18 protein-coding genes and 3 tRNA genes are annotated in these 21,666 nt (G+C 70.9%); 14 read left to right on the top strand and 7 right to left on the bottom strand.

All coding sequences use genetic code 11. The annotated features are described in order from the left end of the window. Nucleotides 1-247 precede the first annotated feature (247 nt). The gene (locus tag H2Q94_RS28935) at nt 248-1,048 is read left to right on the top strand and encodes a DUF427 domain-containing protein (RefSeq protein WP_243790289.1); all 801 of its coding nucleotides are present in this window, start codon (nt 248-250) and stop codon (nt 1,046-1,048) included. 166 nt (nt 1,049-1,214) lie between these two features. On the opposite strand, the gene H2Q94_RS28930 is transcribed toward H2Q94_RS28935, so the two are convergent. Beyond that, nucleotides 1,215-1,784: an SACE_7040 family transcriptional regulator gene (locus H2Q94_RS28930; protein ID WP_243790288.1), complete on the bottom strand. Its 570-nt coding sequence runs from the start codon at nt 1,782-1,784 to the stop codon at nt 1,215-1,217. A 100-nt stretch (nt 1,785-1,884) separates the two neighbouring features. Between H2Q94_RS28930 and H2Q94_RS28925 the strand changes: the two genes are divergently transcribed. The 3 genes from H2Q94_RS28925 (at nt 1,885) to H2Q94_RS28915 (ending at nt 6,955) form a co-directional block, all read left to right on the top strand. Beyond that, entirely contained in the window at nt 1,885-3,498 is a 1,614-nt protein-coding gene (locus tag H2Q94_RS28925) for a carboxyl transferase domain-containing protein (protein WP_309501087.1), read from the top strand. A 270-nt stretch (nt 3,499-3,768) separates the two neighbouring features. Beyond that, nucleotides 3,769-5,802 (top strand): acetyl/propionyl/methylcrotonyl-CoA carboxylase subunit alpha, encoded by a 2,034-nt coding sequence (locus tag H2Q94_RS28920; RefSeq protein ID WP_243790287.1) that lies wholly within the window; start codon nt 3,769-3,771, stop codon nt 5,800-5,802. 1 nt (nt 5,803) lies between these two features. Further along, nucleotides 5,804-6,955 (top strand): acyl-CoA dehydrogenase family protein, encoded by a 1,152-nt coding sequence (locus H2Q94_RS28915; RefSeq protein WP_243790286.1) that lies wholly within the window; start codon nt 5,804-5,806, stop codon nt 6,953-6,955. Nucleotides 6,956-7,143: 188 nt separating this feature from the next. On the opposite strand, the gene H2Q94_RS28910 is transcribed toward H2Q94_RS28915, so the two are convergent. Next, on the bottom strand, nt 7,144-7,629 hold the full coding sequence (locus H2Q94_RS28910; protein WP_243790285.1) for a hypothetical protein: 486 nt from the start codon (nt 7,627-7,629) through the stop codon (nt 7,144-7,146). 836 nt (nt 7,630-8,465) lie between these two features. On the opposite strand from H2Q94_RS28910, the gene H2Q94_RS28905 reads away from it, so the two are divergent. From H2Q94_RS28905 to H2Q94_RS28885, 5 genes are all read left to right on the top strand, one after another. Next, nucleotides 8,466-8,705 (top strand): hypothetical protein, encoded by a 240-nt coding sequence (locus tag H2Q94_RS28905; protein WP_243790284.1) that lies wholly within the window; start codon nt 8,466-8,468, stop codon nt 8,703-8,705. Nucleotides 8,706-9,057: 352 nt separating this feature from the next. After that, a complete protein-coding gene (locus H2Q94_RS28900) occupies nt 9,058-9,669 on the top strand; it encodes a ScbR family autoregulator-binding transcription factor (RefSeq protein ID WP_243790283.1) in 612 nt (203 codons plus the stop codon). A gap of 314 nt (nt 9,670-9,983) precedes the next feature. Continuing rightward, a tRNA-Glu gene (locus H2Q94_RS28895) sits at nt 9,984-10,056 on the top strand. Between the two features lie 16 nt (nt 10,057-10,072). Next, nucleotides 10,073-10,149: transfer RNA gene (locus H2Q94_RS28890), tRNA-Asp, on the top strand. Between the two features lie 28 nt (nt 10,150-10,177). Next, nucleotides 10,178-10,251, top strand: a tRNA-Phe gene (locus H2Q94_RS28885). Nucleotides 10,252-10,433: 182 nt separating this feature from the next. Here H2Q94_RS28885 and H2Q94_RS28880 read toward each other — a convergent pair. The 3 genes from H2Q94_RS28880 to yczE all read right to left on the bottom strand — a co-directional run bounded on the left by H2Q94_RS28880 (nt 10,434) and on the right by yczE (nt 12,462). Continuing rightward, on the bottom strand, nt 10,434-10,655 hold the full coding sequence (locus tag H2Q94_RS28880) for a hypothetical protein (protein WP_243790282.1): 222 nt from the start codon (nt 10,653-10,655) through the stop codon (nt 10,434-10,436). A gap of 312 nt (nt 10,656-10,967) precedes the next feature. Then, nucleotides 10,968-11,819: a protein phosphatase 2C domain-containing protein gene (locus H2Q94_RS28875; protein WP_243790281.1), complete on the bottom strand. Its 852-nt coding sequence runs from the start codon at nt 11,817-11,819 to the stop codon at nt 10,968-10,970. Between the two features lie 10 nt (nt 11,820-11,829). After that, complete coding sequence (gene yczE, locus H2Q94_RS28870) at nt 11,830-12,462, bottom strand: membrane protein YczE (RefSeq protein WP_243790280.1); 633 nt, start codon at nt 12,460-12,462, stop codon at nt 11,830-11,832. Nucleotides 12,463-12,523: 61 nt separating this feature from the next. Between yczE and yczR the strand changes: the two genes are divergently transcribed. Beyond that, entirely contained in the window at nt 12,524-13,960 is a 1,437-nt protein-coding gene (yczR, locus tag H2Q94_RS28865) for a MocR-like transcription factor YczR (protein ID WP_243790279.1), read from the top strand. A gap of 257 nt (nt 13,961-14,217) precedes the next feature. Here the strand turns inward: yczR and H2Q94_RS28860 are convergent, their stop codons facing one another. Further along, nucleotides 14,218-15,135: a hypothetical protein gene (locus tag H2Q94_RS28860; RefSeq protein WP_243790278.1), complete on the bottom strand. Its 918-nt coding sequence runs from the start codon at nt 15,133-15,135 to the stop codon at nt 14,218-14,220. Between the two features lie 200 nt (nt 15,136-15,335). Between H2Q94_RS28860 and H2Q94_RS28855 the strand changes: the two genes are divergently transcribed. The 4 genes from H2Q94_RS28855 to H2Q94_RS28840 all read left to right on the top strand — a co-directional run bounded on the left by H2Q94_RS28855 (nt 15,336) and on the right by H2Q94_RS28840 (nt 20,245). Further along, nucleotides 15,336-16,478, top strand: a complete 1,143-nt coding sequence (locus H2Q94_RS28855; protein WP_243790277.1) for a S8 family peptidase — start codon at nt 15,336-15,338, stop codon at nt 16,476-16,478. Nucleotides 16,479-16,551: 73 nt separating this feature from the next. After that, a complete protein-coding gene (locus H2Q94_RS28850) occupies nt 16,552-17,145 on the top strand; it encodes an RNA polymerase sigma factor (RefSeq protein WP_243790276.1) in 594 nt (197 codons plus the stop codon). After that, nucleotides 17,142-17,624 carry a hypothetical protein gene (locus H2Q94_RS28845; protein WP_243790275.1) on the top strand — a complete coding sequence of 161 codons (483 nt, stop codon included), beginning with the start codon at nt 17,142-17,144 and terminating at the stop codon, nt 17,622-17,624. The genes H2Q94_RS28850 and H2Q94_RS28845 overlap by 4 nt, the downstream gene beginning before the upstream one ends. Next, nucleotides 17,621-20,245, top strand: a complete 2,625-nt coding sequence (locus H2Q94_RS28840; protein ID WP_243790274.1) for a CHAT domain-containing protein — start codon at nt 17,621-17,623, stop codon at nt 20,243-20,245. The genes H2Q94_RS28845 and H2Q94_RS28840 overlap by 4 nt, the downstream gene beginning before the upstream one ends. 113 nt (nt 20,246-20,358) lie before the next feature. On the opposite strand, the gene H2Q94_RS28835 is transcribed toward H2Q94_RS28840, so the two are convergent. Continuing rightward, a complete protein-coding gene (locus H2Q94_RS28835) occupies nt 20,359-21,534 on the bottom strand; it encodes a pyridoxal phosphate-dependent aminotransferase (protein WP_243790273.1) in 1,176 nt (391 codons plus the stop codon). Nucleotides 21,535-21,666 lie beyond the last annotated feature (132 nt).

Genomic DNA, 21,666 nt, shown 5'->3' with positions numbered 1-21,666 from the left:
GCGTGGACCGCCGACAGCCGAGCCTGCGCTGTCGGTCGGGTGACCTGGACGGAGGCGCTGCCGGGGCGGGCGGAACTGCCTCGGCGCTCAGTCTTGTGCCGGTCCGGAAGGCCTGCAATCCGGTGCGTTCCGCCGAAGGGATGAGGTCGGGGCGCCGAGGCGTTGTCCTGACTTGAGCGGCACGGCCGGGTCCGCCGGCTCGTGCGGAACGACCCCGCGCACGGGCGGGAGGACTCGGAGGACCGACATGGCACTGACACTCGGCGGCGGCCCGCTCACCACGAGGCCGCCGGAGGCCGTCAACTACCGGATCGACGGCCCGCCGCACCGGCTGTTCCTGCACGATTTCCCGCGCCGGGTGCGGGCGTTGTTCGGCGGTGAGGTGGTGCTCGACAGTTCCCGCGCGCAGCTGCTGCACGAGAGCAACCTGCTGCCGCAGCTCTACGTGCCCGCCGAGGACGTGCGAACGGAGCTGCTGGAGCCGACGTCGCACAGCACGCACTGCCCGTTCAAGGGCGACGCGTCGTACCACTCGGTGCGGGCGGACGGGCGGGTCGCGGAGAACGCGGTGTGGCACTACCCGCGTCCGGTGGAGGCGGCGCCGTGGTTGGAAGGCCTGGTCGCCGTCTACTGGGGTGCGATGGACGCCTGGTTCGACGAGGACGAGGAGGTCTTCGGCCACATCCGGGATCCGTACCACCGGGTGGACGTCCGCCGTACGAGCAGGCACGTGCGGGTGCTGGCCGGGGACGTGGTCGTCGCGGAGAGCCGCCGCGCGAAGCTGCTCTCCGAGACCGGCTTGCCGAACCGCTACTACCTGCCCCGCGAGGACGTGCGCACCGAGCTCCTGGAGCCGAGCGCCACCCACACGGTCTGCCCGTACAAGGGCACCGCCTCGTACGTCTCCCTGCGCGCGGGCGAGCTCGTCGTCCCGGACGCCGCCTGGTCGTACCCGGATCCCTTCGACGGCGCCCGAGCCATCGCCGACCACGTCTGCCTCCACGCCGAACCCCTCACCACGGAGATCGACGGCACCCCGCTCCCCTGACGTGAACGCCCCCTCCACCCGGCGACACCGGTCAAACGGGCCATCCACCCAGACGGCCCCATGGGTCAACGGCCCCTTCGCCCGATAACGCCGGTCAAAGGGGTCATTCACTCGGACGGCCGGGCGGGGCCGGTGTCCCCTATGCCCGTTGATCCGAAGGGCTGGTTCAGCCGAGCAGCGCCGCCATGGCCATCCGGTGCAGGAGCGCCGTCATGGCCGTGGTGTCGAGGTGCGCGCTGTACGGCGTGGAGTTGATCAGCCCGAGCACCGCGTGCACGGTGGCGCGCGCGGTCGGCCGGTCGAGTTCGGGGCGCGCGAGGCGCAGCACGTCCACCCACACCTCCACGTAGCCGCGCTGGGCCTCCCGAACCCGGTGCCGCTCGTCCTCGGCGAGGCTGTCCAGGTCGCGCAGGTGCACGCTGATCAGCGCCGGGTTGGTGAGGGCGAACTCGACGTGCCTGCGCACGAGCTCGTCCAGTGCGCGCAGCGGTTCGGCGGTGGAGCTCGCGCGGCTGCGCCCGGCGTCGAGCAGCCGGTCGCTGATGCCGGTGAGCATCTCGGCGAGCATCGCGTCCTTGCCGCGGAAGTGCCGGTACAGCGCGGGTCCGGAGATGCCGACGGCCCGGCCGATGTCGTCGATGCCGACTCCGTGGAATCCGTAGCGCGCGAACAGGCCTGCCGCCGCGTCGAGGATCTGCTCGCGGCGACTCGGTCGAGTGGTGGCCGGTTCGCTCATCGGCGCCGATACTAGACGCCGAGGTTAGTCACCGTTAACATCTGGCCGTAGTTAACGATGACTAACTCGACCGGATGTAGCCGGAGCCGGAGGAACGTCGGTGGATGCACCCGTCCTGACCAGCACGATCGATGCCAAGGCCGAACGGCCCGCTCGCTTCGCCGCCGAGCACGAGGCACTGGTGGACGACCTCAACGCCCGGCTCGCCACCGCGCGGCTCGGCGGACCGGAGAAATCCCGCCTGCGCCACGTCGAACGCGGCAAACTGCTGCCCCGCGACCGGGTGGACGCACTGCTGGACCGAGGTTCGCCCTTCCTGGAGCTGTCCCCGCTGGCCGCGCACGAGCTCTACGACGGCGACGCACCCTCGGCCGGGATCATCACCGGAATCGGCCGCGTGGCCGGACGCGAATGCGTGATCGTCGCCAACGACGCCACCGTCAAGGGCGGCACCTACTACCCGATGACGGTCAAGAAGCACCTGCGCGCCCAAGAGGTGGCGCTGCACAACAACCTGCCGTGCCTGTACCTGGTGGACTCCGGCGGCGCGTTCCTGCCCAGGCAGGACGAGGTGTTCCCGGACCGCGAGCACTTCGGGCGGATCTTCTTCAACCAGGCCACCATGTCCGCGCGCGGCATCCCGCAGATCGCCGCCGTGCTCGGCTCCTGTACCGCGGGCGGCGCCTACGTGCCCGCGATGAGCGACGAGGCGGTGATCGTGCGCGAGCAGGGCACGATCTTCCTCGGCGGCCCGCCGCTGGTGAAGGCCGCCACCGGCGCCGAGGTGACCGCGGAGGAGCTCGGCGGCGGCGACCTGCACTCCCGGACCTCCGGCGTCACCGACCACCTCGCCGAGGACGACGCGGACGCGCTGCGCATCGTGCGCTCCATCGTCAGCACCCTCGGGCCGCGCGCGCAGCGGCCGTGGGACGTGCTGGCGCCCGAGGAGCCCGCGGTGTCCCCGGACGACCTCTACGCCGTCGTCCCCACCGACAGCAGAACCCCCTACGACGTGCACGAGGTCATCTCGCGGATCGTCGACGGCAGCCGCTTCGCCGAGTTCAAACGCGACTACGGCACCACGCTGGTCACCGGATTCGCCCGGCTGCACGGGCATCCGGTGGGGATCGTCGCGAACAACGGCATCCTGTTCGGCGAGTCGGCGCTCAAGGGCGCGCACTTCATCGAGCTCTGCGACAAGCGTTCGATTCCGCTGGTGTTCCTGCAGAACATCTCCGGGTTCATGGTCGGCCAGGAGTACGAGGCGGGCGGCATCGCCAAGCACGGCGCGAAGATGGTCACCGCCGTGGCCTGCGCTCGGGTGCCGAAGTTCACCGTGGTCATCGGCGGCTCGTTCGGGGCGGGCAACTATTCGATGTGCGGGCGGGCGTACTCGCCGCGCTTCCTGTGGATGTGGCCGAACGCCCGGATCTCCGTGATGGGTGGTGAGCAGGCCGCGTCGGTGCTGGCCACGGTGCGCCGCGACCAGTTCGAAGCGCGCGGTGAGCATTGGCCCGACGACGCCGAGGACGATTTCAAGAACCCGATCCGCGAGCAGTACGAGCAGCAGGGGCACCCGTACTACTCGACGGCGAGGTTGTGGGACGACGGCGTAATCGACCCGAAGCAGACCAGGTCAGTGCTGGGCTTGGCGCTATCGGTCGCGGCGAACGCGCCGCTGGAACCGGTCGGCTACGGCGTCTTCCGGATGTGACCAGGAGTCCTCTCGTCATGGCCTGCGTAGTGGGGCACTCAGCGGAACCTCGGCGGCTTGCTCGCTGCGGGATCGATTCGTCCGATACGCGGAGAAATCGCTGTCCTCGCGAGGAAGCCGCCGAGAACCCGCCGGTGGTCGACCTGCTCAGGCTGATCACTGCTCCGCCGCTGACAAGACGCAGATCAAAAGATCGTGCGAGTACTCCGCAAGCCGAGGCGTTCGGCGAACGGGATTTTCCAAGTGTGCCAACGGAACGAGGTGAGTGCGGTGGCGACCGATGCGGTACCGGCCGATGCCGGTTCGGGTGGCCGGATCGACGCGGTGCTGGTGGCGAACCGCGGTGAGATCGCGGTCCGGGTGATCCGCACCTTGCGTGCGCTGGGGATCCGGGCCATCGCCGTGCACAGCGACGCCGACCGGGACGCCCGGCACGTCGCCGAGGCCGACACATCCGTCCACATCGGACCGAGCAGCGCCGCGCAGAGCTACCTGTCCGTGCGGCGCGTCGTCGACGCGGCCCTGCAGGCCGGTGCGCAGGCCGTGCACCCCGGCTACGGATTCCTGTCCGAGAACACCGAGTTCGCGCGGGCCTGCGGCGAAGCCGGGCTCGTCTTCATCGGCCCGCCCGCGTCGGCGATCGAGGCGATGGGCGACAAGATCCGCGCCAAGGCCACCGTCACCGAAGCCGACGTGCCCGTCGTGCCCGGCCGCAGCGACCCGGACATGACCGACGCCGACCTGGTCGAAGCCGCCCGCGAGGTGGGTTTCCCGGTGCTGCTCAAGCCGTCCGCGGGTGGCGGCGGCAAGGGCATGCGGCTGGTGGCGGACCCCGCGGAACTGCCTGCGCAGATCGCCTCCGCCCGACGAGAGGCCGGCGCCGCGTTCGGCGACGACACGCTGTTCGTGGAGCGCTTCGTCACCCGCCCCCGGCACATCGAGGTGCAGGTCCTCGCCGACGCGCACGGCCGCGTGGTGCACCTCGGCGAACGCGAGTGCAGCCTGCAGCGCCGCCACCAGAAGATCATCGAGGAGGCGCCGTCGGCGTTGCTCGACGAGGAGACCCGCCGGCGCATCGGAGCCGCCGCGGTCTCCGTCGCACGGTCGGTCGGCTACGTCGGAGCGGGAACCGTGGAGTTCATCGTCTCCGCCGACCGGCCGGGGGAGTTCTTCTTCATGGAGATGAACACCCGGCTGCAGGTGGAGCACCCGGTGACCGAGCTCGTCACCGCCGTCGGCGGCCTGCGCGGATTCGACCTCGTCGAGTGGCAGGTCCGGATCGCCGCGGGTGAACGGCTGCCGTTCACGCAAGCCGACCTGTCGCTGGACGGCCACGCCGTGGAGGTCCGCGTCTACGCCGAAGACCCGGCCCGCGGTTTCCTGCCCAGCGGCGGGCGGGTGCTGGCGGTGCACGAACCCGTTGGTGCGCGCGTCGATTCCGGCATCTCGCCCGGCATGGTCGTCGGCTCGGACTACGACCCGATGCTGGCCAAGGTGATCACCTGGGGTCCCGATCGTCCTGACGCGCTGCGCAGGCTCGATGCGGCGCTGAGCGAGACGGCGGTGCTCGGGGTGACCACGAACGTCGCGTTCCTGCGGGCGCTGCTCGGCCATCCCGAGGTGCGCGCGGGCGAACTCGACACCGGGCTCATCGAGCGGAACCTGGCCGATCTCACCGCCGACCCGCTGCGGCCGGAGGTCCTCGTCGCCGCCGCGCTCGCCGATCTCGCCGCCGCCGAACCCGCCGGCCCCGTCGTGGACCCGTGGGAGGTGCCCGGCGGCTGGCGGCTCGGTGAGCCCGCGTGGAGCGCGTGGCGCTACGACGGCACCGAAGTGCGAGTGCGCGGCCGCGCGGCCGACGCGGAGGTCGAGCTGGACGGCGAAACCGGGCCGGCCAGCGCTTTCCTGCACGGCGATCGGCTGACCGTCACCTACGACTCCCGCGTCCGCCGCTACCGCTGCGCCCGCGACGGCGACACCACCTGGCTCGCCGCCGACGGCAGCGCCTGGGCCGTCACCGAGCACCGGCTGCTCGCCCAACGAGCCGAGCGCGGCGCCGGATCGGGCGGTGCGATCACCAGCCCGATGCCCGGAACCGTGCTGTCCGTCGAGGTCGACACCGGCCAAGAAGTCCACAAAGGACAGACGTTGTTCGTGGTGGAGGCGATGAAGATGGAACACACCGTCACCGCCCCGCTGGACGGGACCGTCACCGAGGTCACCGCCCGCCCCGGACGGCCCGTCGCGCTCGACGAGGCGCTGGCCGTGCTCACCGCACACCCCTCCCACCCCGAGGAGTCCTGACATGATCGACCACCGGCTCGGCGAAGACCACGAAGCGCTGCGCGAATCGGTGCGCACCTTCGCCCGCAAGGAAGTCGCGCCCGTCATCGGCGACTACTACGAACGCGAGGCCTTCCCGTACCCGCTGGTGCGGACCATGGGGTCGATGGGCCTGTTCGGGCTGCCCATCGAAGAAGAGCACGGCGGCATGGGCGGCGACTACTTCACGCTGTGCCTGGCGCTGGAAGAACTCGCGCGGATCGACTCCTCCGTCGCGATCACCTTGGAAGCGGGCGTGTCCCTCGGCACCATGCCGATCCGCCGCTTCGGCACCGCCGAACAGCAACGGGAATGGTTGCCCCGGCTGTGCGGCGCCGAGATCCTCGGCGCGTTCGGCCTGACCGAACCCGGCGGCGGCTCCGACGCCGGAGCCACCCGCACCACCGCCGTGCTCGACGGCGACCAGTGGGTCATCAACGGCTCCAAGTCGTTCATCACGAACTCCGGAACCGACATCACCGGATTCGTCACCGTCACCGCCGTCACCGGCACCGCACCCGACGGCGGCAAGGAGATCTCCACGATCATCGTGCCCTCCGGCACGCCCGGCTTCACCGTCGCGCCGAAGTACTCCAAGGTCGGCTGGAACGCCTCCGACACCCACGAGCTGTCCTTCGACGACTGCCGGGTGCCCGCCGCGAACCTGCTCGGCGAACGCGGCCGCGGCTACGCGCAGTTCCTGTCCATCCTCAGCGAAGGCCGCATCGCCATCGCCGCGCTCGGCACCGGACTCGCCCAGGGCTGCGTCGACGAATGCCTGCGCTACGCGGGGGAGCGCGAAGCGTTCGGCCACCGCATCGGTGAGTACCAGGCGATCCAGTTCAAGATCGCCGACATGGAGCTGCGCACGTACAACGCGCGACTCGCCTACTACGACGCCGCCTCCCGGATGCTGCGCGGCGAGCCGTTCCGCAAACAGGCGGCGCTGGCGAAGCTCACCTCGTCCAACGCCGCGATGGACAACGCCCGCGACGCCACCCAGATCTTCGGCGGCTACGGCTTCATGAACGAGACTCCGGTCGGCCGCTTCTACCGCGACGCGAAGATCTTGGAGATCGGCGAGGGCACCAGCGAAGTCCAGCGAATGCTGATCGCCCGCGAACTGGGGCTGTGACCCGAACAGCGGCCTGAGGTAAGCGCGTGTTCGTTCGGGTCCCGGCATGAAACTGCCGGTGGAGGCGGTCGGGGGGCGCCTCCACCGGCAGGGCCGGGGTGATCTCGAGAATGAGGTCGGGGGTCGGTCGGGGGTTTTAGGGGGTCGGCCGGGTCAGCGAATGCGCGCGGCCGGGTCGGAGTCGGGAGTCAGCGGATGCGGCCGCGCGGGACGGTGATCTCGGCGTCGGTTTCGCCGCCGTAGGAGTAGGCGTACGGGTCGTACCCGGGCTGCTGCCCGAAACCCGCCTCCTGCTGCGGCCAAGCCGGCGTCCCGTCGTACTGCCCCTGCATCGGGTCGCGCGACGGCGGCCCCGGCGCGGTGGCCGGTTCCGGTTCGGCGGCCTCCGACAGGTGCTGCATCACCCAGTCCCGAGCCAGCGCACCCGGGGAGGTGCCCTGGCGGGCCGCGAGTTCCTTGAGCTGTTCGTTGGCCATCAGCGGCAACCGCAGCTGGTGAACCTCAGCGCCACCGAAACCACGGCCGGTGCCGGTGGTTTCGAGGTCGTCCTTCGGGGCCAAGGCCGCGAGGTACGAGTCGAGCTCGTGATCCGGCTCGTTGGCCTGCTGCTGGTTGGGGGATTTGCCCCGCTGATCCTGCTGCCGGCGTCCGGTCTTGATTCGTCCTAGAGCCACGCGCACACGATAACGGTTTTGTTGCGAAACATGGAGTGTTGTGTCCGTACTCATGAGCGCGTGTCGGTATTCCGCGCCATCGCGGGCCGTCGGAACAGGAGTTTTCGCGCGGGCGCCGACCGGCGGGCGGTGCGGAGATCCGGAGCAGCCGATCAGCGGAACCGCCTGGCGATCGTGGCGCCCCGGACAGCGGAGGACCCCCACGCCAGGGGGAGGAGCGCGGGGGTCGGAGGGGATCTCCACAGTCGCTGACCGGGGGTGGGTCAGCTTCACGATTGTGGCATGGCTCCCCCATTTTTGGGAGAGACAAGGGGCGACCAGTGCTACTCGATGTCACCGGAGTCGCCCGGATGCCAGTGAACTTCACCGGGCGGTGAGCAGCCCCGTCCCCGTCGGCCGATGCACGCCGAGCGGCGTCCTCCGCGATCATGCGTACCTGTTGGACTCATCCGAACGGAGCAGCCCTGAGCTGCGAGCCGGGCTCCCGGGCGCGAACCCGCGCGGTAGATCCACCCGCTCGCGCCGATCCGCCGCTCACTGCGCCGCGAACGCGGAGCCCGGCTCCGCCACGCCATCGCTCAACGCAGATGACGGCCCGCGAGCTGCGATGATCCCTGATCGCGGTGAGCGGCTCCAGAAGGCGGCCGGTCACCTGCGGCGGCCGCTTTCCAGAGTGGACGAGGCGGCAGGTGCGGCTTGGACGGTCGGCCGGTCCGAAGTGGATCGAACCACGGTGAGTGATTACGCAACGTCTCAAACGAATCACTCTGTGGGGGGCTGCGGCTGTGTACAAGCTGTGGATAACCTGCGGCCGAAACCCGAGCCGGGGAGGCGTCATGTACGGGTCGCTGGACGTACGGAAGTTCTTGTCCCAGCAGGAAGAAGCCGCTAACCGATCATCCTCGGTGGTGCCTGCGCCGCGCAGCGGCGAGCCATCGGGAATCACCGACGAACAGGTGCACCGGGCGCGGGTCGCGGTGGCTCGCAGTTCGGAGGACGCCGAGGACTGCCGGCTGCTGCTCGACATGCTCGGGCTGGTCCCTGACGAGGAAGGTGAGCCACCTGTCACGCGCTGAGCCGGGGTGCCGCCGAGTCCTCGGAGCAAGGGCGCGGTGTACCGAAACGGGGCTGTCTTCCCGCGAGGACGGGCACCCCCCGGTGGCTCGCCTCGCGGGAAGACATTGAGCCCGGTAACGGGCCCGGGGAAAACATACCGTGCGGTCTCTTTCGCGTTCCCTCCAGGTCACCGGTCGATTCCGGCAAGATCACCAACGGGACACGGGAACGGCGGATGGGCACGTGCAGGGGTGGCGGGGTAACTTCGCGTGGCGTAGTTGATCATCCTTTCGTGGGTCGTGCCACCAGATCTAGTTAACGTCGAGATCTCGCGCTGAGCATGGCCGACATTCCAGCCGCCGGAGCCGTGCCATGCCCCAGCAGCGTCGGGCGCAAGTCACCCGCCGTGTCATCGTCGTCGCTGCTGCCGAGGAGTTCGACCGCGTCGGCTTCGATGCCACACCGCTGAGCGCGATCCTGCGTCGAAGCGGGGTCACGAAGGGCGCGTTCTACTTCCACTTCCCGTCCAAGGACGCCGTCGCGGCGGCGCTCGTGCGCTTCCAAGCCCAGGTCTGGTCCAAAATCTGGCAGCGCTGGACGTCCCGCGGGCTCGATCCGCTGACCACCGCCGTCGAACTCGTCGACGAAGTCGCCCGGGTCCTGGAGCGAGACGTGGTGGTCCGCTCCGGAGCTCAACTCGCGATGCGGGACCAGGACACGATCGCCCGCTGGGAGCGGTTGCTCGCGGGCCTGCTGCGGAGTTCCGCTGAGCACGGGCTGCTGCGCCCCGACGTTGATCCCGCGGCCGCCACCCGCGTCCTCTGCGCCACGCTCGTCGGCGTCCGGGTGCTGAGTGCGAGCCGCACGATCAGCTCGGCCCAGCGGACCGACGAGATCTGGCGGCTCATCCTCGGCGGCATCGCCACCGCCGACTGGTTACGCGACAACCCGTCGGTCCCGGCCGCAGCCTTGCGCCCCAGCTGAGACCGCCGTCACAAAGATCGAATTTCGCCCCGAAGTCGCCCCGGACGGCCGCGCAGGCCTGGTTTCAGCGGCGGCGCACTCCGGCGAGCCTCATCCGGATGAGTTGCCGGCCGAGTGAAAAAAGCTGGTCAGATAGCTACACTCGCGGATGGCCGCGGTCGCCCCGGGGAGCGCGGAGCAAGCTCATGTCGCTTAAGCACCCCCCGGTGCGAGGGGTCTTGAGGCGTGTCGTAAGCTTTCATCACTGCCAACGGGGCGCCCCGAAAGGGAAAAGCCGGTTGGAGGTAAGGCCGGGTCGGTGTCGAATCGGCCAAGCCCCCATCGTCTAGCGGCCTAGGACGCCGCCCTTTCAAGGCGGTAGCGCGGGTTCGAATCCCGTTGGGGGTACGCAACAACAGAACATGGCCCAGTGGCGCAGTTGGTTAGCGCGCCGCCCTGTCACGGCGGAGGTCGCGGGTTCAAGTCCCGTCTGGGTCGCCAGAGCGATCGGTTGAGAGCCGGCCGCCATGGCCAGGTAGCTCAGTTGGTACGAGCGTCCGCCTGAAAAGCGGAAGGTCGGCGGTTCGACCCCGCCCCTGGCCACGCTCTTGAGCTGGCACAAGCAAGCCCCACCGGGTTCCGGTGGGGCTTCTTGGTTTTGGTCGTGCCGGGGCGGTGAGAGACGAAGACAGCCCTCGTCGAGGTGACGAGGGCTGTTCGGCCTGGTGGGGTACGGGATGCCTCGGCGAGATCGGGGTCGGCCGCTCGATCACGTCGGATGGTGCTCACTGCACGGGGGACTGCCGCATCGAGGTGCTCAGCGTGTACTTGTAGATCCACACGCCGTGCGGGCGCTGGTGGTCCTTCACGTAGGCCGCGAGGGGCTCCTCGCCGTCGCGTGGCACCGGTAGCGGGGACAGCGGACCGCCTGCGGCGCCGGCGGGCAGGGTGATCTCCCGGCCATCTTCGGGGCCACCGAACAGTTCGATCCGGGTGTGCAGGTCCACGGGCGATCCCTCCCCATATTCGGAGTCGTGAGTACGGCCAACGCGTTCGACCGCGGGCAACGATGGCCGGTTCCCCTGCCCACTCAAACGAGTGAAGCGGAACTCGGTTGCGCAGGAAAACAAACTTCACCCGGACGTAGGACGCCCCCGCGCTCAACCGGCCTGGGGGTCACCGGGAGTGCGGGGGCGTGAAGTCCACCCCTGGGGGTCAGGTGGACACTCTTAAGGTTACTTGGTGGTATGCGGATTGTCTCTAGCTGCAGAGATCTTTTTTCGAAGGATCAGCCCGGTTCCAGGCCTCCCCCCAGAGCCTCACGCATCGGTGAAGCGCACTACGGCCAGCGCCTGATCGTCGTGCCGCTTCGGCCGCGGCCAGCGCACCCCGCCCGGGTCGGACATCTCGGCGGCCCGCACCTGATCGAGCAAGGCGTCCGGTCCGTTCCGCACCGCTACTGCCAGCATCGCCGACCAGTCCTGGTAGATCCCGTAGTCCTGAACACCGCAGGACACGCCGTCGGTCATCACCATGGCCGTGGTGACCTCCCGCCGGGGAATTCGGGCGCGGGACGCGTGCGCGGCGGCCTCCGGAACCGCTTCGGCGACCCAGAAGCCGCCGTCCACGTTGCGCCACTGCGAAGTCCGCTGCATCGCGGAGCCCAGTGCCTCCCGATGCCCGGCGCCGAATCCTTCGCCCGAACGGAGCCGGTCGCGATATCCGGTGCCGGGCCGGCGCCCGCTGCGCGAGCGCAACGAGGCCAGCTGCTCATCGGTCACCGCCCGTGCCCCGTCCGAGGTGTCCAACACGATCGGGCTGTCGGCCAGTACCAGGGCTTCCACGTGCTCGTCGTCCCAGCGCAGCAAGGAAGCCGTGCTGGACGGGGACGCGCCGGGTTGCAAGCCGAAGGTCACCACCAGCTCCGCGATCGCGCTCGCGAGCAGGTCCGCCAAGTCGGCTTCGGGCTGCGCGAGCCGGGGTTCCAGCGCTTCCGCCAGCCGAGCCGCGTACCACCCGCCGGTGCGGGCGCCGGGGTGCAGTGACGTTGCGCCGTCGGATACCGCCACCGCGTTCGGCAGCACCAGCACCACGTCTTCACTGGCGGTCGTTCCCGGTTCCGGCGGGGTCAGGCGATCTCCTGCCCGTTCGGCCACCTCGACATTCGGCATGCCCTGATTATCAGCGTTCGCGAATCGTCACGAAGGGCAGGAACAGCTGCGTGATCGCTCCGATCGACACCGCGTACAGCACCGTGCCGAGGCCCACGCTGCCGCCGAGCGTCCAGCCGACCGCCAGCACTCCGATCTCGATCCCGGTCCGCACCAGCCGCACCGACCAGCCGGTGCGCGCGTGCAGTCCCGTCATCAGGCCGTCCCGCGGCCCCGGCCCCAGGCGTGCACCGACGTAGATCGCGGTGGCCAGGCCGTTCAGCACGACGCCCGACACGATCAGCGTGAGCTGCCACGGGAGCCATTGCGCGGGCGGGAGCAATCCCAGCACCACGTCCACCGACAGCGCGATGACCACCACGTTCGCCACCGTCCCGATGCCCGGCCGCTGTCGCAGCGGAACCCAGAGCGCCAGCACGATCACACTGGTCACGGCGGTGATCGCGCCGAAGCTCCAGCCCAGTCGCTGGGTGAGGCCGTCGTGCAGCACGTCCCACGGCGACAAGCCGATCTCCGCTCGGACCATCAGCGCCATGCTCGTGCCGTACAGCGCCAGGCCGGCGAACAGCTGAGCCAGCCGAGCGGCCGGGCGAACGGTGACGGGTACCGATGAAAGATCCACCTTGGGCGACGTTGAAACCATGTGTCCTTGGTACTGACTGATTGGCCTTGTTTTCGAGGGCCAATCTGAAACTATTGGACTCATGACCCGCGTGATGGGACGAATCGGCGGCCGCGGCATCGCGGAACTGCTCGGCAGCTGGAACTCCGGCCGGGCCACGTCCACCGGTCTGCACCAGGCGGTCCGGCGGCTGGTGCTCGACGGCAGGCTCCCGCCAGGGACCAGGCTGCCCGCGGAACGCGAGTTCGCCGACGCGCTCGGTGTGAGCCGCACCCTCGTGGTGCGGGCGCTCGACCTGCTGCGGGAGGAAGGGTTCGCGGCGAGCAGGAAAGGCTCCGGTTCGTGGGTCCGGCTGCCCGGAGATCACGCGCACGCCGATACCGGCGGTTGGCAGCCCGTGACCCCGGGTCTGATCAATCTCGCGCAGGCCACGCTCCCCGCGCCGCCGGAGCTCACCGCGGCCCTGGACCGGGCGCGCTGCCGCTTCCCCGAGCACCTCGGCGGCCACGGCTACCAGGCGTTCGGCCTCCCCGAACTGCGCGAACGCATCGCGGAGAGCCACACGCGCCGCGGCCTGCCGACCTCACCGCAGCAGATCCTCGTCACCAACGGAGCGCAGCACGGGTTCGCGCTGGTGCTGCGCGCCCTCGTGTCGCCGGGTGAGCGGGTGCTGGTGGAGCACCCCACCTATCCGAACCCGTTGCAGGCCATCCGTGGTGTGGGTGCTGAAGCGGTCGCGGTGCCGATGCTGGCGCAGGGGTGGGACATCGAGCTGATGGCGGCGACGTTGCAGCAGGCGATGCCGAAGCTGGCCTACCTCATCCCCGATTTCCAGAACCCCACCGGCATCCGGATGACCGCGCAGGATCGGGAACGGCTGGTCACGATGTTGCGCCGCACTCGCACCACGGCGGTCGTCGACGAGACGCTGATCGATCTGGACCTGACCGGCCGGACTCCGCCGCCACCGGTCGCAGCGTTCGGAGAGGATCGGGTGATCACGCTCGGGTCCGCGGGAAAGTCCTTCTGGGGTGGTCTGCGGCTCGGCTGGGTCCGGGCCTCGGAAGATCTGGTGCAGCGTCTGCTGCTGGATCGGGCCGCGGTGGACTTGGGCAGCCCGATCCTGGAGCAGTTGCTGCTCGCCGAGCTGCTGGCCGAGGCGGAGCCGATGCTGCGGCGGCGGAGGGCGCACGTGGCCGAGTTGCGGGATTCGTTGATCGAAGAGCTGGCCGAGCGGCTGCCCGATTGGACTTTCCGGGTGCCCGACGGTGGCTTGTCGCTGTGGTGCGACCTGGGTGTACCGGTGGCGGGCAGGCTCGCGGTCGCCGCCGAGCAGCACGGGTTGCGGCTGGTTCCGGGAACCCGGTTCGCGGTGCGGGGAACGATGGAGCGGCACCTGCGGATCCCGTACACGTTGCCCGTTGATCAGCAGCGCGAGGCGGTGCGGCGGCTGGCGGTGGTGGCGGCGCAGTTCGACGGTGTCGCCGAACCGGGTCCGCTGGACATGCCGATCAGCTGACCCGGACCGCCTTCCGGCACGGCCCCTCGTCGTGCCGGAAGGCGACCTCGGGTGTGGCCCCGGTGCCGCAGGGGCAGTGCGGCTCCGGGGCCGGGGCGCTCGGACGGTGCTCAGGACAGGTCAAGGTTCCTGGGCACGCGGGCCGAGAGTCGCCCCCGATACCGGTCCTGCCGGACGCGGTCGGCTGGACCGGGGACTGCGGTGGAGTGTTCGCACGCAACCACGCGGTGCGCGTGCGGGTGCGAGGCGGTTCGGGATCAGTCCGGTGAGGCGGACGGCTCGATCAGCGCGATGCCGTGCAGAGTGGCCGTTTCGATGTGGCCCCCCGCGGCCCGCACGGGGCCGGGCAGCCATGGCTGCGTCGGCAGGACGGCGTGCATCCAGCGCAGTCCGTGGCCCAGGCCGGGGGGTGTGGCGGTCGCAGTGGCGATGGGGGCGGCCGGTGGTGCGATCGGTGGCACCGGAGCCGATGTCGGCGGCTGCCGGTGGTCGCTCCGCGGCGGGCTCGCGGTGGCGCTGTGCCTCTGGTCGGTTCCGGTGCCCTCGGCGAGATGCTCGGAGTCCACTGTGGCCGGTTCGTCGGCGGAGTTCGCAGGCGGTGCGGCCACGGGAGCGGCGATGTGCGGCGCGGGTGGTTGCGGAGGCTCGGCTCGTCCGGAACGCCGCAGGTCGTCGAGGGTGGTGTCCGGCATCCGATCGGACGGGCGCGTTGTGTCGGTGTCGGGTTCGGTGAGCGAGTTCTCGACGGGGTCCGCGAGCTCGGGCTCGTCGGCCGGGCCGAGCTGCGCCTGGACGTCGGAGGCGATGCCGGAGACGAGCTCCGCGACCCCGAGCGGTCGTGCGGAGTCGGGCGTGGAGGGTGAGTCGTCTTGGACGGATTCGGTGTCCGCCGAGTCGATGTCGGTGGACGTGGCGGTGGCCGGTAGTCCGGCGGAACCGGATTCCACGTCGGCCGCAGCGGTGCTGGTGCCGGATGCCGGGGCCACCACCTCGATCACCGGCGCCGTGACGGCGACGACGGGCATCGTCGTGAGGTGCGGTGTGCTCGGTGTCGCCGTGGCGAGCCCGGCTCCCAGCAGCCAACTGCCGCCGGCGATCCCCGCGACGGCGATGCTCCGCGCAGTCCACGCGCGCAGGCGCGACCAGTGTCTGCGCTGCGCGCAGCTACCGGTCACTCTCATCACCGCCTGTCGGTTCGTGCTGAACACGAGGGGTTCAATGGTCCCCTCGCCATAGGATGAGTGGCAGCCCTTCTCGGTATCAACCACCCGGATAGGCGGTGTCTTACCACCGGTTGCGGCGAATGTTCTTGGCTCGGTGCCACTGGGATGCCAACGGATTTCACCCGACAGCATGCCTCAAGTGGACGATCATAGTGACCGATCGCACAGTGTCCCTTGTGGATTCGACGTGGGGAACCGAGGTGACGCTCGCGGAGCTCGGCGAGCACTGGGCGCGCTACGGGCACGATCTCCTGGTGCATGATCCTGGAGGCCCCGGCGAATGCCTGGTCCGCCGGGGTGAGCTCGTCGCGGCGCGCGGCTCGCTCGATCCGGCGCTGTCCCGGTTGCGGCGTTGGGTGGACCGTGTCGAGCACGATGACGACCTGCAGCTGGCCCGGGTCCGGCTGCGGACCGCCGAACGGGACCGTTGCATCGACATCGCGGGTGAGGTGCCCGAGCTCAGCGCCAACCACGTGCACGTGGGTTCCGCGACGATGTTCGGCACTCCGGTGATGTTCGGTACCGGTGCCGATCCTGGTCCGGCGGAGCCCGTCGAGGAACCCGCTCGGCAGCGGTGGGGCGTCACCGTCGCGGTGCTCGACACGGGCTGCGATCCGCATCCGTGGTTCGCGGCCCGGGACTGGTTCGAGGCGGTGCCGGAGGTGCTCGACGCGGACGACGACTCCGATCAGGACCGCCAGGCGGGGCACGGCACCTTCGTATCGGGCGTGCTGCTCCGGCACGCTCCGGGCGTGACGATCCGGCCGCGCCGGGTGCTGTCCTCGCTGGGCTTCACCGATGATCTGACCGTCGTCGCCGGATTGCGGGCGCTGCGACGGGAATCCGCCGCGCGGGTCGACGTGGTGCTGCTGACCGCCGGATGCCACACCTCGGGGGACCGGTGCCCACCAACGGTGCGTGCCGAGCTCGCGCGTTTCGGCGACGCCGTGGTGGTGGCGGCCGCGGGCAACCACGGTTCGTCCCGTCCGTTCTGGCCCGCGGCGTTGCCGGAGGTGCTGGGAGTCGCGGCTTCCGGTGCGGACGGTGCGCTCGCCGGGTTCTCGAACTCCGGCGATTGGGTCGACGCCTGCGCGCCGGGGGTGGATGTGGTGAGCAGTCACGTCCGGATGTCGCCGGGAACCGATGGCGCCCGGCGGTACGGCTTCGCGCGCTGGAGTGGGACGTCGTTCGCCGCGCCGCAGGTCGCGGCCGGGGTGGCGACCGCTGTCCGAGACGGTCACGGCGTGCGGGACGCGGCGCGGGTCGCCGCTCGCCGTTACCCGTTCGGGGGTTAAACGCCGCGAAGTGAATCTGTCCGGCGTGCTCGCTCCTCTTACTTGTGACCCGATCATGAGGGGAGGGAGCGAGATGCACGCCGTGCACGAGATTTCGGAGCCGGGTGGTGCCCCGGACCTGCTGGAGCGCGCCGCGACCGGTGAGGCGGCGGCCTGGCGGGAGCTGGTGGATCGCAACACCGCGGTGGTGTGGGCGGCTGCCAGGGCGTATTCGCCCACGGCGGCCGATGCGGAGGACGTGTGCCAGGTGACCTGGCTGTTGCTGGCGGAGAACCTCGGCAGCCTCCGGGATCCACGGGCGTTGCCGGGCTGGTTGGCGACGACCGCGCGGCGCGAGGCGGTGCGGTTGTCGAAGGCCCGGCATCGGGAGTCCCCGGTCGATTGGGACACCGGCATGTTCGACATTCCTGATCACGCCGACGGCCCGGAGGTCAGCGCGCTGCGTTCGGTCGCGGTGTCCCGGATGTGGCAGGCGTTCGCCCAGATGTCCCGGCGCTGCCAGCAACTGCTGCGGGTCGTGGCGGTGGCGCCGGACGCCAGCTATGCGCAGGTGAGCCAGGCGTTGGGGATGCCGAGGGGCAGCATCGGGCCGAAGAAGGGCCGCTGCCTCGCCGCGCTGCGGGAGCGGCTGGCCACCGGCGGGGTCGTCGAGGAGGCCGCCGGATGAGCCCGCGGATGCCCGCTGAGCTGCGGGTGCTGCGCGACCTGTTCCAGCTCTGCGATCCACCACCCGGACAGGTCCGCACCGCGGGTTACGCGGCGGCGGGGATGGCTCGCGGCCGGTCCGATGCGGCCGCGCTGGAGCTCGTCGGCGATTCGGCGGACGCTCCGGCTTCGGTTCGTTCGTCCGCGTCGGGTGAGGCGGAGCCGCGGGTGCTGACTTTCCTGATGCCGGGCCGGGTCGTGGAGCTGGATCTGGTGCCGATGGTGGAGGGACTGTTCCGGGCCTCCGGAATGGTGATCAGCCGGGCTGGACAGGGCCGGCCAGAGGGTGAGGTGCTGCTGCGGCACCCCGGTGGCCAGTGCGTCGCGGAACTCGACCGGTTCGGCGCGTTTCGGGCGACCGATGTGCCCGCGGGGCCGCTGGGCGTGGTGTTCCGACAGGTGGGCTCCGCGCCCGCCGTAGCGGATTGGCTGGTCTGTTGAGCGCGGCGGCAGTGCTGGCGCCGACGGCGGATCCGATCTCTGCCGCCCTGCGGTGGCGGGACCGGGTCGGCGCAGATCCCGACGGTGCGGTTCAGGCGGCGGAGCACTGGCTCGCGCGTTCCGGGGATCGGGAGCTTCGGGTGCTGGCGAGGCACATCTGCGCGCTGGCCGCCGTTGAACGGGGCCGGTCAGCGGAGGCGTGCAGGCACGTCCGGCTCGCGTTGTCGGCGGCACGGCACGCGCGGCTCTGGGAGCGGGCCGCGCAGGTGCAGTTGACCTCGGCTTGGATCGAGCTGAACCGGGGCGACCCGGACACGGCGTGGCGGCACTTGGCGGAGGCGACGGAGCGGCTCACCGGTCAGGACGCGGTCCGGGCGATGTGCCTGCGGGGTGTCCTGCTGTGCCACCAGGACCTCCAGGAGGAAGCCGATCTGGCGCTGTCCGCGGCGTTACCGCGGTTGCTCGAGCACGGTGATCACCAGTGGGCCGCGAACGCCTACGTCGCACGAGGCCTGGCGCACCTGTACCGCAACGGCCTGGACTCGGCGGAGTCCGACCTCGCCGCGGCGGAGGCGCTGTTCGGCTCCGACGGCCGGGACAACCGCGCCGCACTGTGCAGGCACAACCGGGGCTGCGTGGCGTTGCGCGCGGGGGACCTGCCTCGTGCGTTGCAGCTGTTCGACCAGGCGAGGACGGCGGGAGTCGATCCCGACGAGCACCCGGAGGTCCGCATCGACCGGGCCGAAGCGCTGACCGAGGCGGGACTGCACGACCAGGCCAGGGTGGAACTGCGCCGCGCCGCGGACCGGTTGCGGCGACTCGGCAGGCAGGCGCGGCTCGGTGACACGTGGCTGACGCTCGCCGGGTGCGCGCTGCGCGCGGGAGACCCGGAAGCCGCGATCGGCCCGGCACGGAACGCGGCCAGGTTGTTCCGCTCGCAGCGACGGCGCTCGTGGGCCGCGCTGGCCGTCGCGACCGAGCTCCAGGCGCGGCTGCGGATGGGGCAGGTGTCGCGGTATTCGCTGGCCGCCGCGAAGCGCGCGGGCCACGCGTGCGCGGCACACGGCTGGACGACGGCCGCCGCCGAGCTGTGGCTCACCGCCGGACGCGAAGCGACCAGGCTGGGCAGGAGGATCACGGCTCGCACCTTGCTGGAGCTGGCCGCGACCGGACGTGGCGAGGTTCCGGGCTCCACCCGGCAGCTGGCCGTGGGCTGGCTGGGCGAGGCGCTGCTCGCGGCCGACGCGGGGGACGACGACAGGCTGTTCGACAGCTGCCGCCGGGGGCTGCGAGCGGTGGAGACCTACGCGACCGGGATCGCCGCCTGGGAACCGCGGATCGAGGCGTTCGGCCTCGCCGAGGAACTGGGCGAAGTGGCGGTCGGAGCTGCGCTGCGCTCCGGTGATCCGCGGTTGGTGTTGCGCTGGGGAGAGCGGTATCGGCTGGGGTCGGCGCATCGCCCGCCGGTGCGCCCGCCGGAGGACCCCGAGTTGGGATCGGCGCTGGTCCGGCTGCGCTCGGCGGTGTCCGGCGCGATCGCGGCTGACGGGACGAGGTTGCGGACCGCGCTGTCCGAGATCGGCGCGCTGGAGCGGCGGGTCCGGGATCGGGCGCTGCTGGTTTCCGGTGGCTCGGCGGACGCCGCGCAGGTCGCCGGGGTCGACGAGGTGCTGAGCGCGTTGGGCGAGGACGTGCTGCTCACCCTGTTCGCGCACGACGGGCGGGTGCACGCGGTCGCCGTCGTCGACGGTCGAGCGGAGCTGCACGACCTCGGTCCGGAGGCGACGGCCGTGCTCGAAACCCAGCGGTTGCGGTATCTGCTGGCGCGGCAGGCGGAGTCGGGTGACGGGCGGGTCGGCGCGGTGTACGCGGGTGGCGCCGCCGAGGCCGCGACGGCCGTGCAGCGACAGTTGCTGGCACCGGTGGCCGCGGCGTTGCCCGCGGGCAGGCGGCTGGTGGTGGTGCCGACCGGATCGCTGCACGCGGTGCCGTGGGCCGCGTTGCCCGCCTGCCGGGGCCGTGGCGTGACGGTGGCTCCCTCGCTGCGGACCTGGCTGCGCGGCCGGGCGGATGCCGAGCTGGAACGTTCCTCCGGTGAACCGGTGTGGGTGTCCGGGCCGGGGCTGGAGCACGCCGAGCGGGAGGTCGCGGCGTTGCACGAGGCCGGCGGCGGGCGCTTGCTGGCGGGTGCCAACGCCGACGCGGAGCGTGTGCTGGACGCCGTGGACGGAGCGCGGATCGCGCACATCGCCGCGCACGGCCGGTTCCGGGACGATCAGCCGTTGCTGTCCTGTTTGGACCTGGCGGACGGTCCGCTCTACGGCTACGACCTGGACCGGTTGCGGCGCGGGCCGCGGACCGTGGTGCTTTCGGCGTGCGAGGCGGGCCGTTCGGTGGTCGGCCGCGCCGGGCAGCTCACCGGCCTGGCCGCCACCTTGCTCGGGCGCGGTACGGCGACGGTGATCGCCAGCGTCGTTCCGGTGCCGGACGAGCGCACGGCGGAGGTGATGCTCTCGCTGCACTCGTTGCTGCGACGCGGTGTCGCTCCGGCGGAAGCGCTCGCCGCGGCCCAGGCGACGCACGGCGAGTCCGGCTTCCTCTGCCTGGGATTCGGAGGTTGAGCATGAGCCGGACATTCACTGCGTCGGTGTCGCGCGACCAGCTGGAGGGATCAGCGCCCGGCAGCGCGCGATTCCGCCGAACTCGCGTGGAGGACGCGTCGGGGCCGAGCGGTTCAGGACTCGGCGAGGCCGTGCAGTCGCCGAATTCCCTCGTCGAGCACCTCGTCCCGCTTGCAGAACGCGAAGCGCACCAGATGCCGAACCGGATCCGGGTCGTCGCAGAACACCTGCACCGGGATCGCCGCCACACCGACCCGTTCCGGCAGTTCCCGGCACAGCTGGGCGCCGTCGGTGAATCCGAGCGGCCGCACGTCCGCGCAGATGAAGTAGGTGCCTTCCGACGCGAGCACGTCCAGGCCCGCTTCGGTGAGGCCGTTGGCGAGCCGGTCCCGCTTGAGCTGCAGGCCATCGCGCAGCTCCCGGACCCAGTCCAGTTCGTTGCGCAGCGCGTGCGCGACCGCGGGCTGGAACGGGGCACCGCCGACGAAGGTGAGGAACTGCTTCGCCGCACGGACCGCGCCGATCAGCTCAGCGGGACCGCAGGCCCAGCCGATCTTCCACCCGGTGGCGCTGAAACTCTTGCCCACGCTGGAGATCGCCACCGTGCGCTCGGCCATTCCCGGCAGCGTGGCCAGCGGGGTGTGCGCCCGGCCGTCGTAGAGCAGGTGCTCGTAGACCTCGTCGGTGATCGCGATCAGGTCGTGCTCGCGGCAGACCTCGGCGATCACGGCCAGTTCGGCGTCGGTGAGGACCGTGCCGGTCGGGTTGTGCGGGGAGTTCAGCACCAGCGCCCGGGTGCGCGGCCCGACCGCCGCCCGCAGGGCGTCCAGGTCGAGCTCGAACCGGTGATCCGGTCCCTGCCGCAGTCCCACGGTGCGGCGCACCCCGCCCGCCATGGCGACGGCGACCGGGTACGAGTCGTAGTAGGGCTCGATGAGCACGACCTCGTCGCCCGGTTCCAGCAGCGCCAGCATCGAGGCGGTGATCGCCTCGGTGGCGCCGACGGTCACCAGGATCTCGCCGTCCGGGTCGTACTCGATCCCGTAGTGCGCCTTGCGATGCTCGGAGATCGCGGCGCGCAGATCGGGTTCGCCCGCGCCGGGCGGGTACTGGTTGACCCCGTCGGCGATCGCCTGCTGCGCGGCCCGGAGCATGCCCGCCGGGCCGTCGGTGTCGGGGAAACCTTGCCCGAGGTTGACCGCTCCGGTCTTGCGGGCCAGCTCGGTGATCTCGGCGAAGATCGTCGACGTGAAGGGGCGCAGCCGAGAGGTGAGAGCAGGAGTACGCACGGAGCTGAACCTTACCGGCATTTTTTGATCTTGTTCCGATCGGCGGGACGGGAGCCGGACGTCGTTGAGCCCGCTTCGCCGGCGGGTCGGCGGCACGCCGTGCGCAGCCCGCGACGGTCGGTCACCGGGGGC

The organism is Saccharopolyspora gloriosae (assembly GCF_022828475.1).
Classification (GTDB): Bacteria; Actinomycetota; Actinomycetes; order Mycobacteriales; family Pseudonocardiaceae; genus Saccharopolyspora_C; species Saccharopolyspora_C gloriosae_A.
This window is presented reverse-complemented; position numbering and strand designations above follow the sequence as displayed.

Bases quoted from the DNA above. Each gene is read 5' to 3' on its own strand.
- H2Q94_RS28915 (WP_243790286.1), top strand. From the start codon at position 5,804: ATGATCGACCACCGGCTCGGCGAAGACCACGAAGCGCTGCGCGAATCG.
- H2Q94_RS28930 (WP_243790288.1), bottom strand. From the start codon at position 1,784: ATGAGCGAACCGGCCACCACTCGACCGAGTCGCCGCGAGCAGATCCTC.
- H2Q94_RS28935 (WP_243790289.1), top strand. From the start codon at position 248: ATGGCACTGACACTCGGCGGCGGCCCGCTCACCACGAGGCCGCCGGAG.
- H2Q94_RS28845 (WP_243790275.1), top strand. From the start codon at position 17,142: ATGAGCCCGCGGATGCCCGCTGAGCTGCGGGTGCTGCGCGACCTGTTC.
- H2Q94_RS28905 (WP_243790284.1), top strand. From the start codon at position 8,466: ATGTACGGGTCGCTGGACGTACGGAAGTTCTTGTCCCAGCAGGAAGAA.
- H2Q94_RS28850 (WP_243790276.1), top strand. From the start codon at position 16,552: ATGCACGCCGTGCACGAGATTTCGGAGCCGGGTGGTGCCCCGGACCTG.
- H2Q94_RS28875 (WP_243790281.1), bottom strand. From the start codon at position 11,819: ATGCCGAATGTCGAGGTGGCCGAACGGGCAGGAGATCGCCTGACCCCG.
- yczR (WP_243790279.1), top strand. From the start codon at position 12,524: ATGACCCGCGTGATGGGACGAATCGGCGGCCGCGGCATCGCGGAACTG.
- H2Q94_RS28900 (WP_243790283.1), top strand. From the start codon at position 9,058: ATGCCCCAGCAGCGTCGGGCGCAAGTCACCCGCCGTGTCATCGTCGTC.
- yczE (WP_243790280.1), bottom strand. From the start codon at position 12,462: ATGGTTTCAACGTCGCCCAAGGTGGATCTTTCATCGGTACCCGTCACC.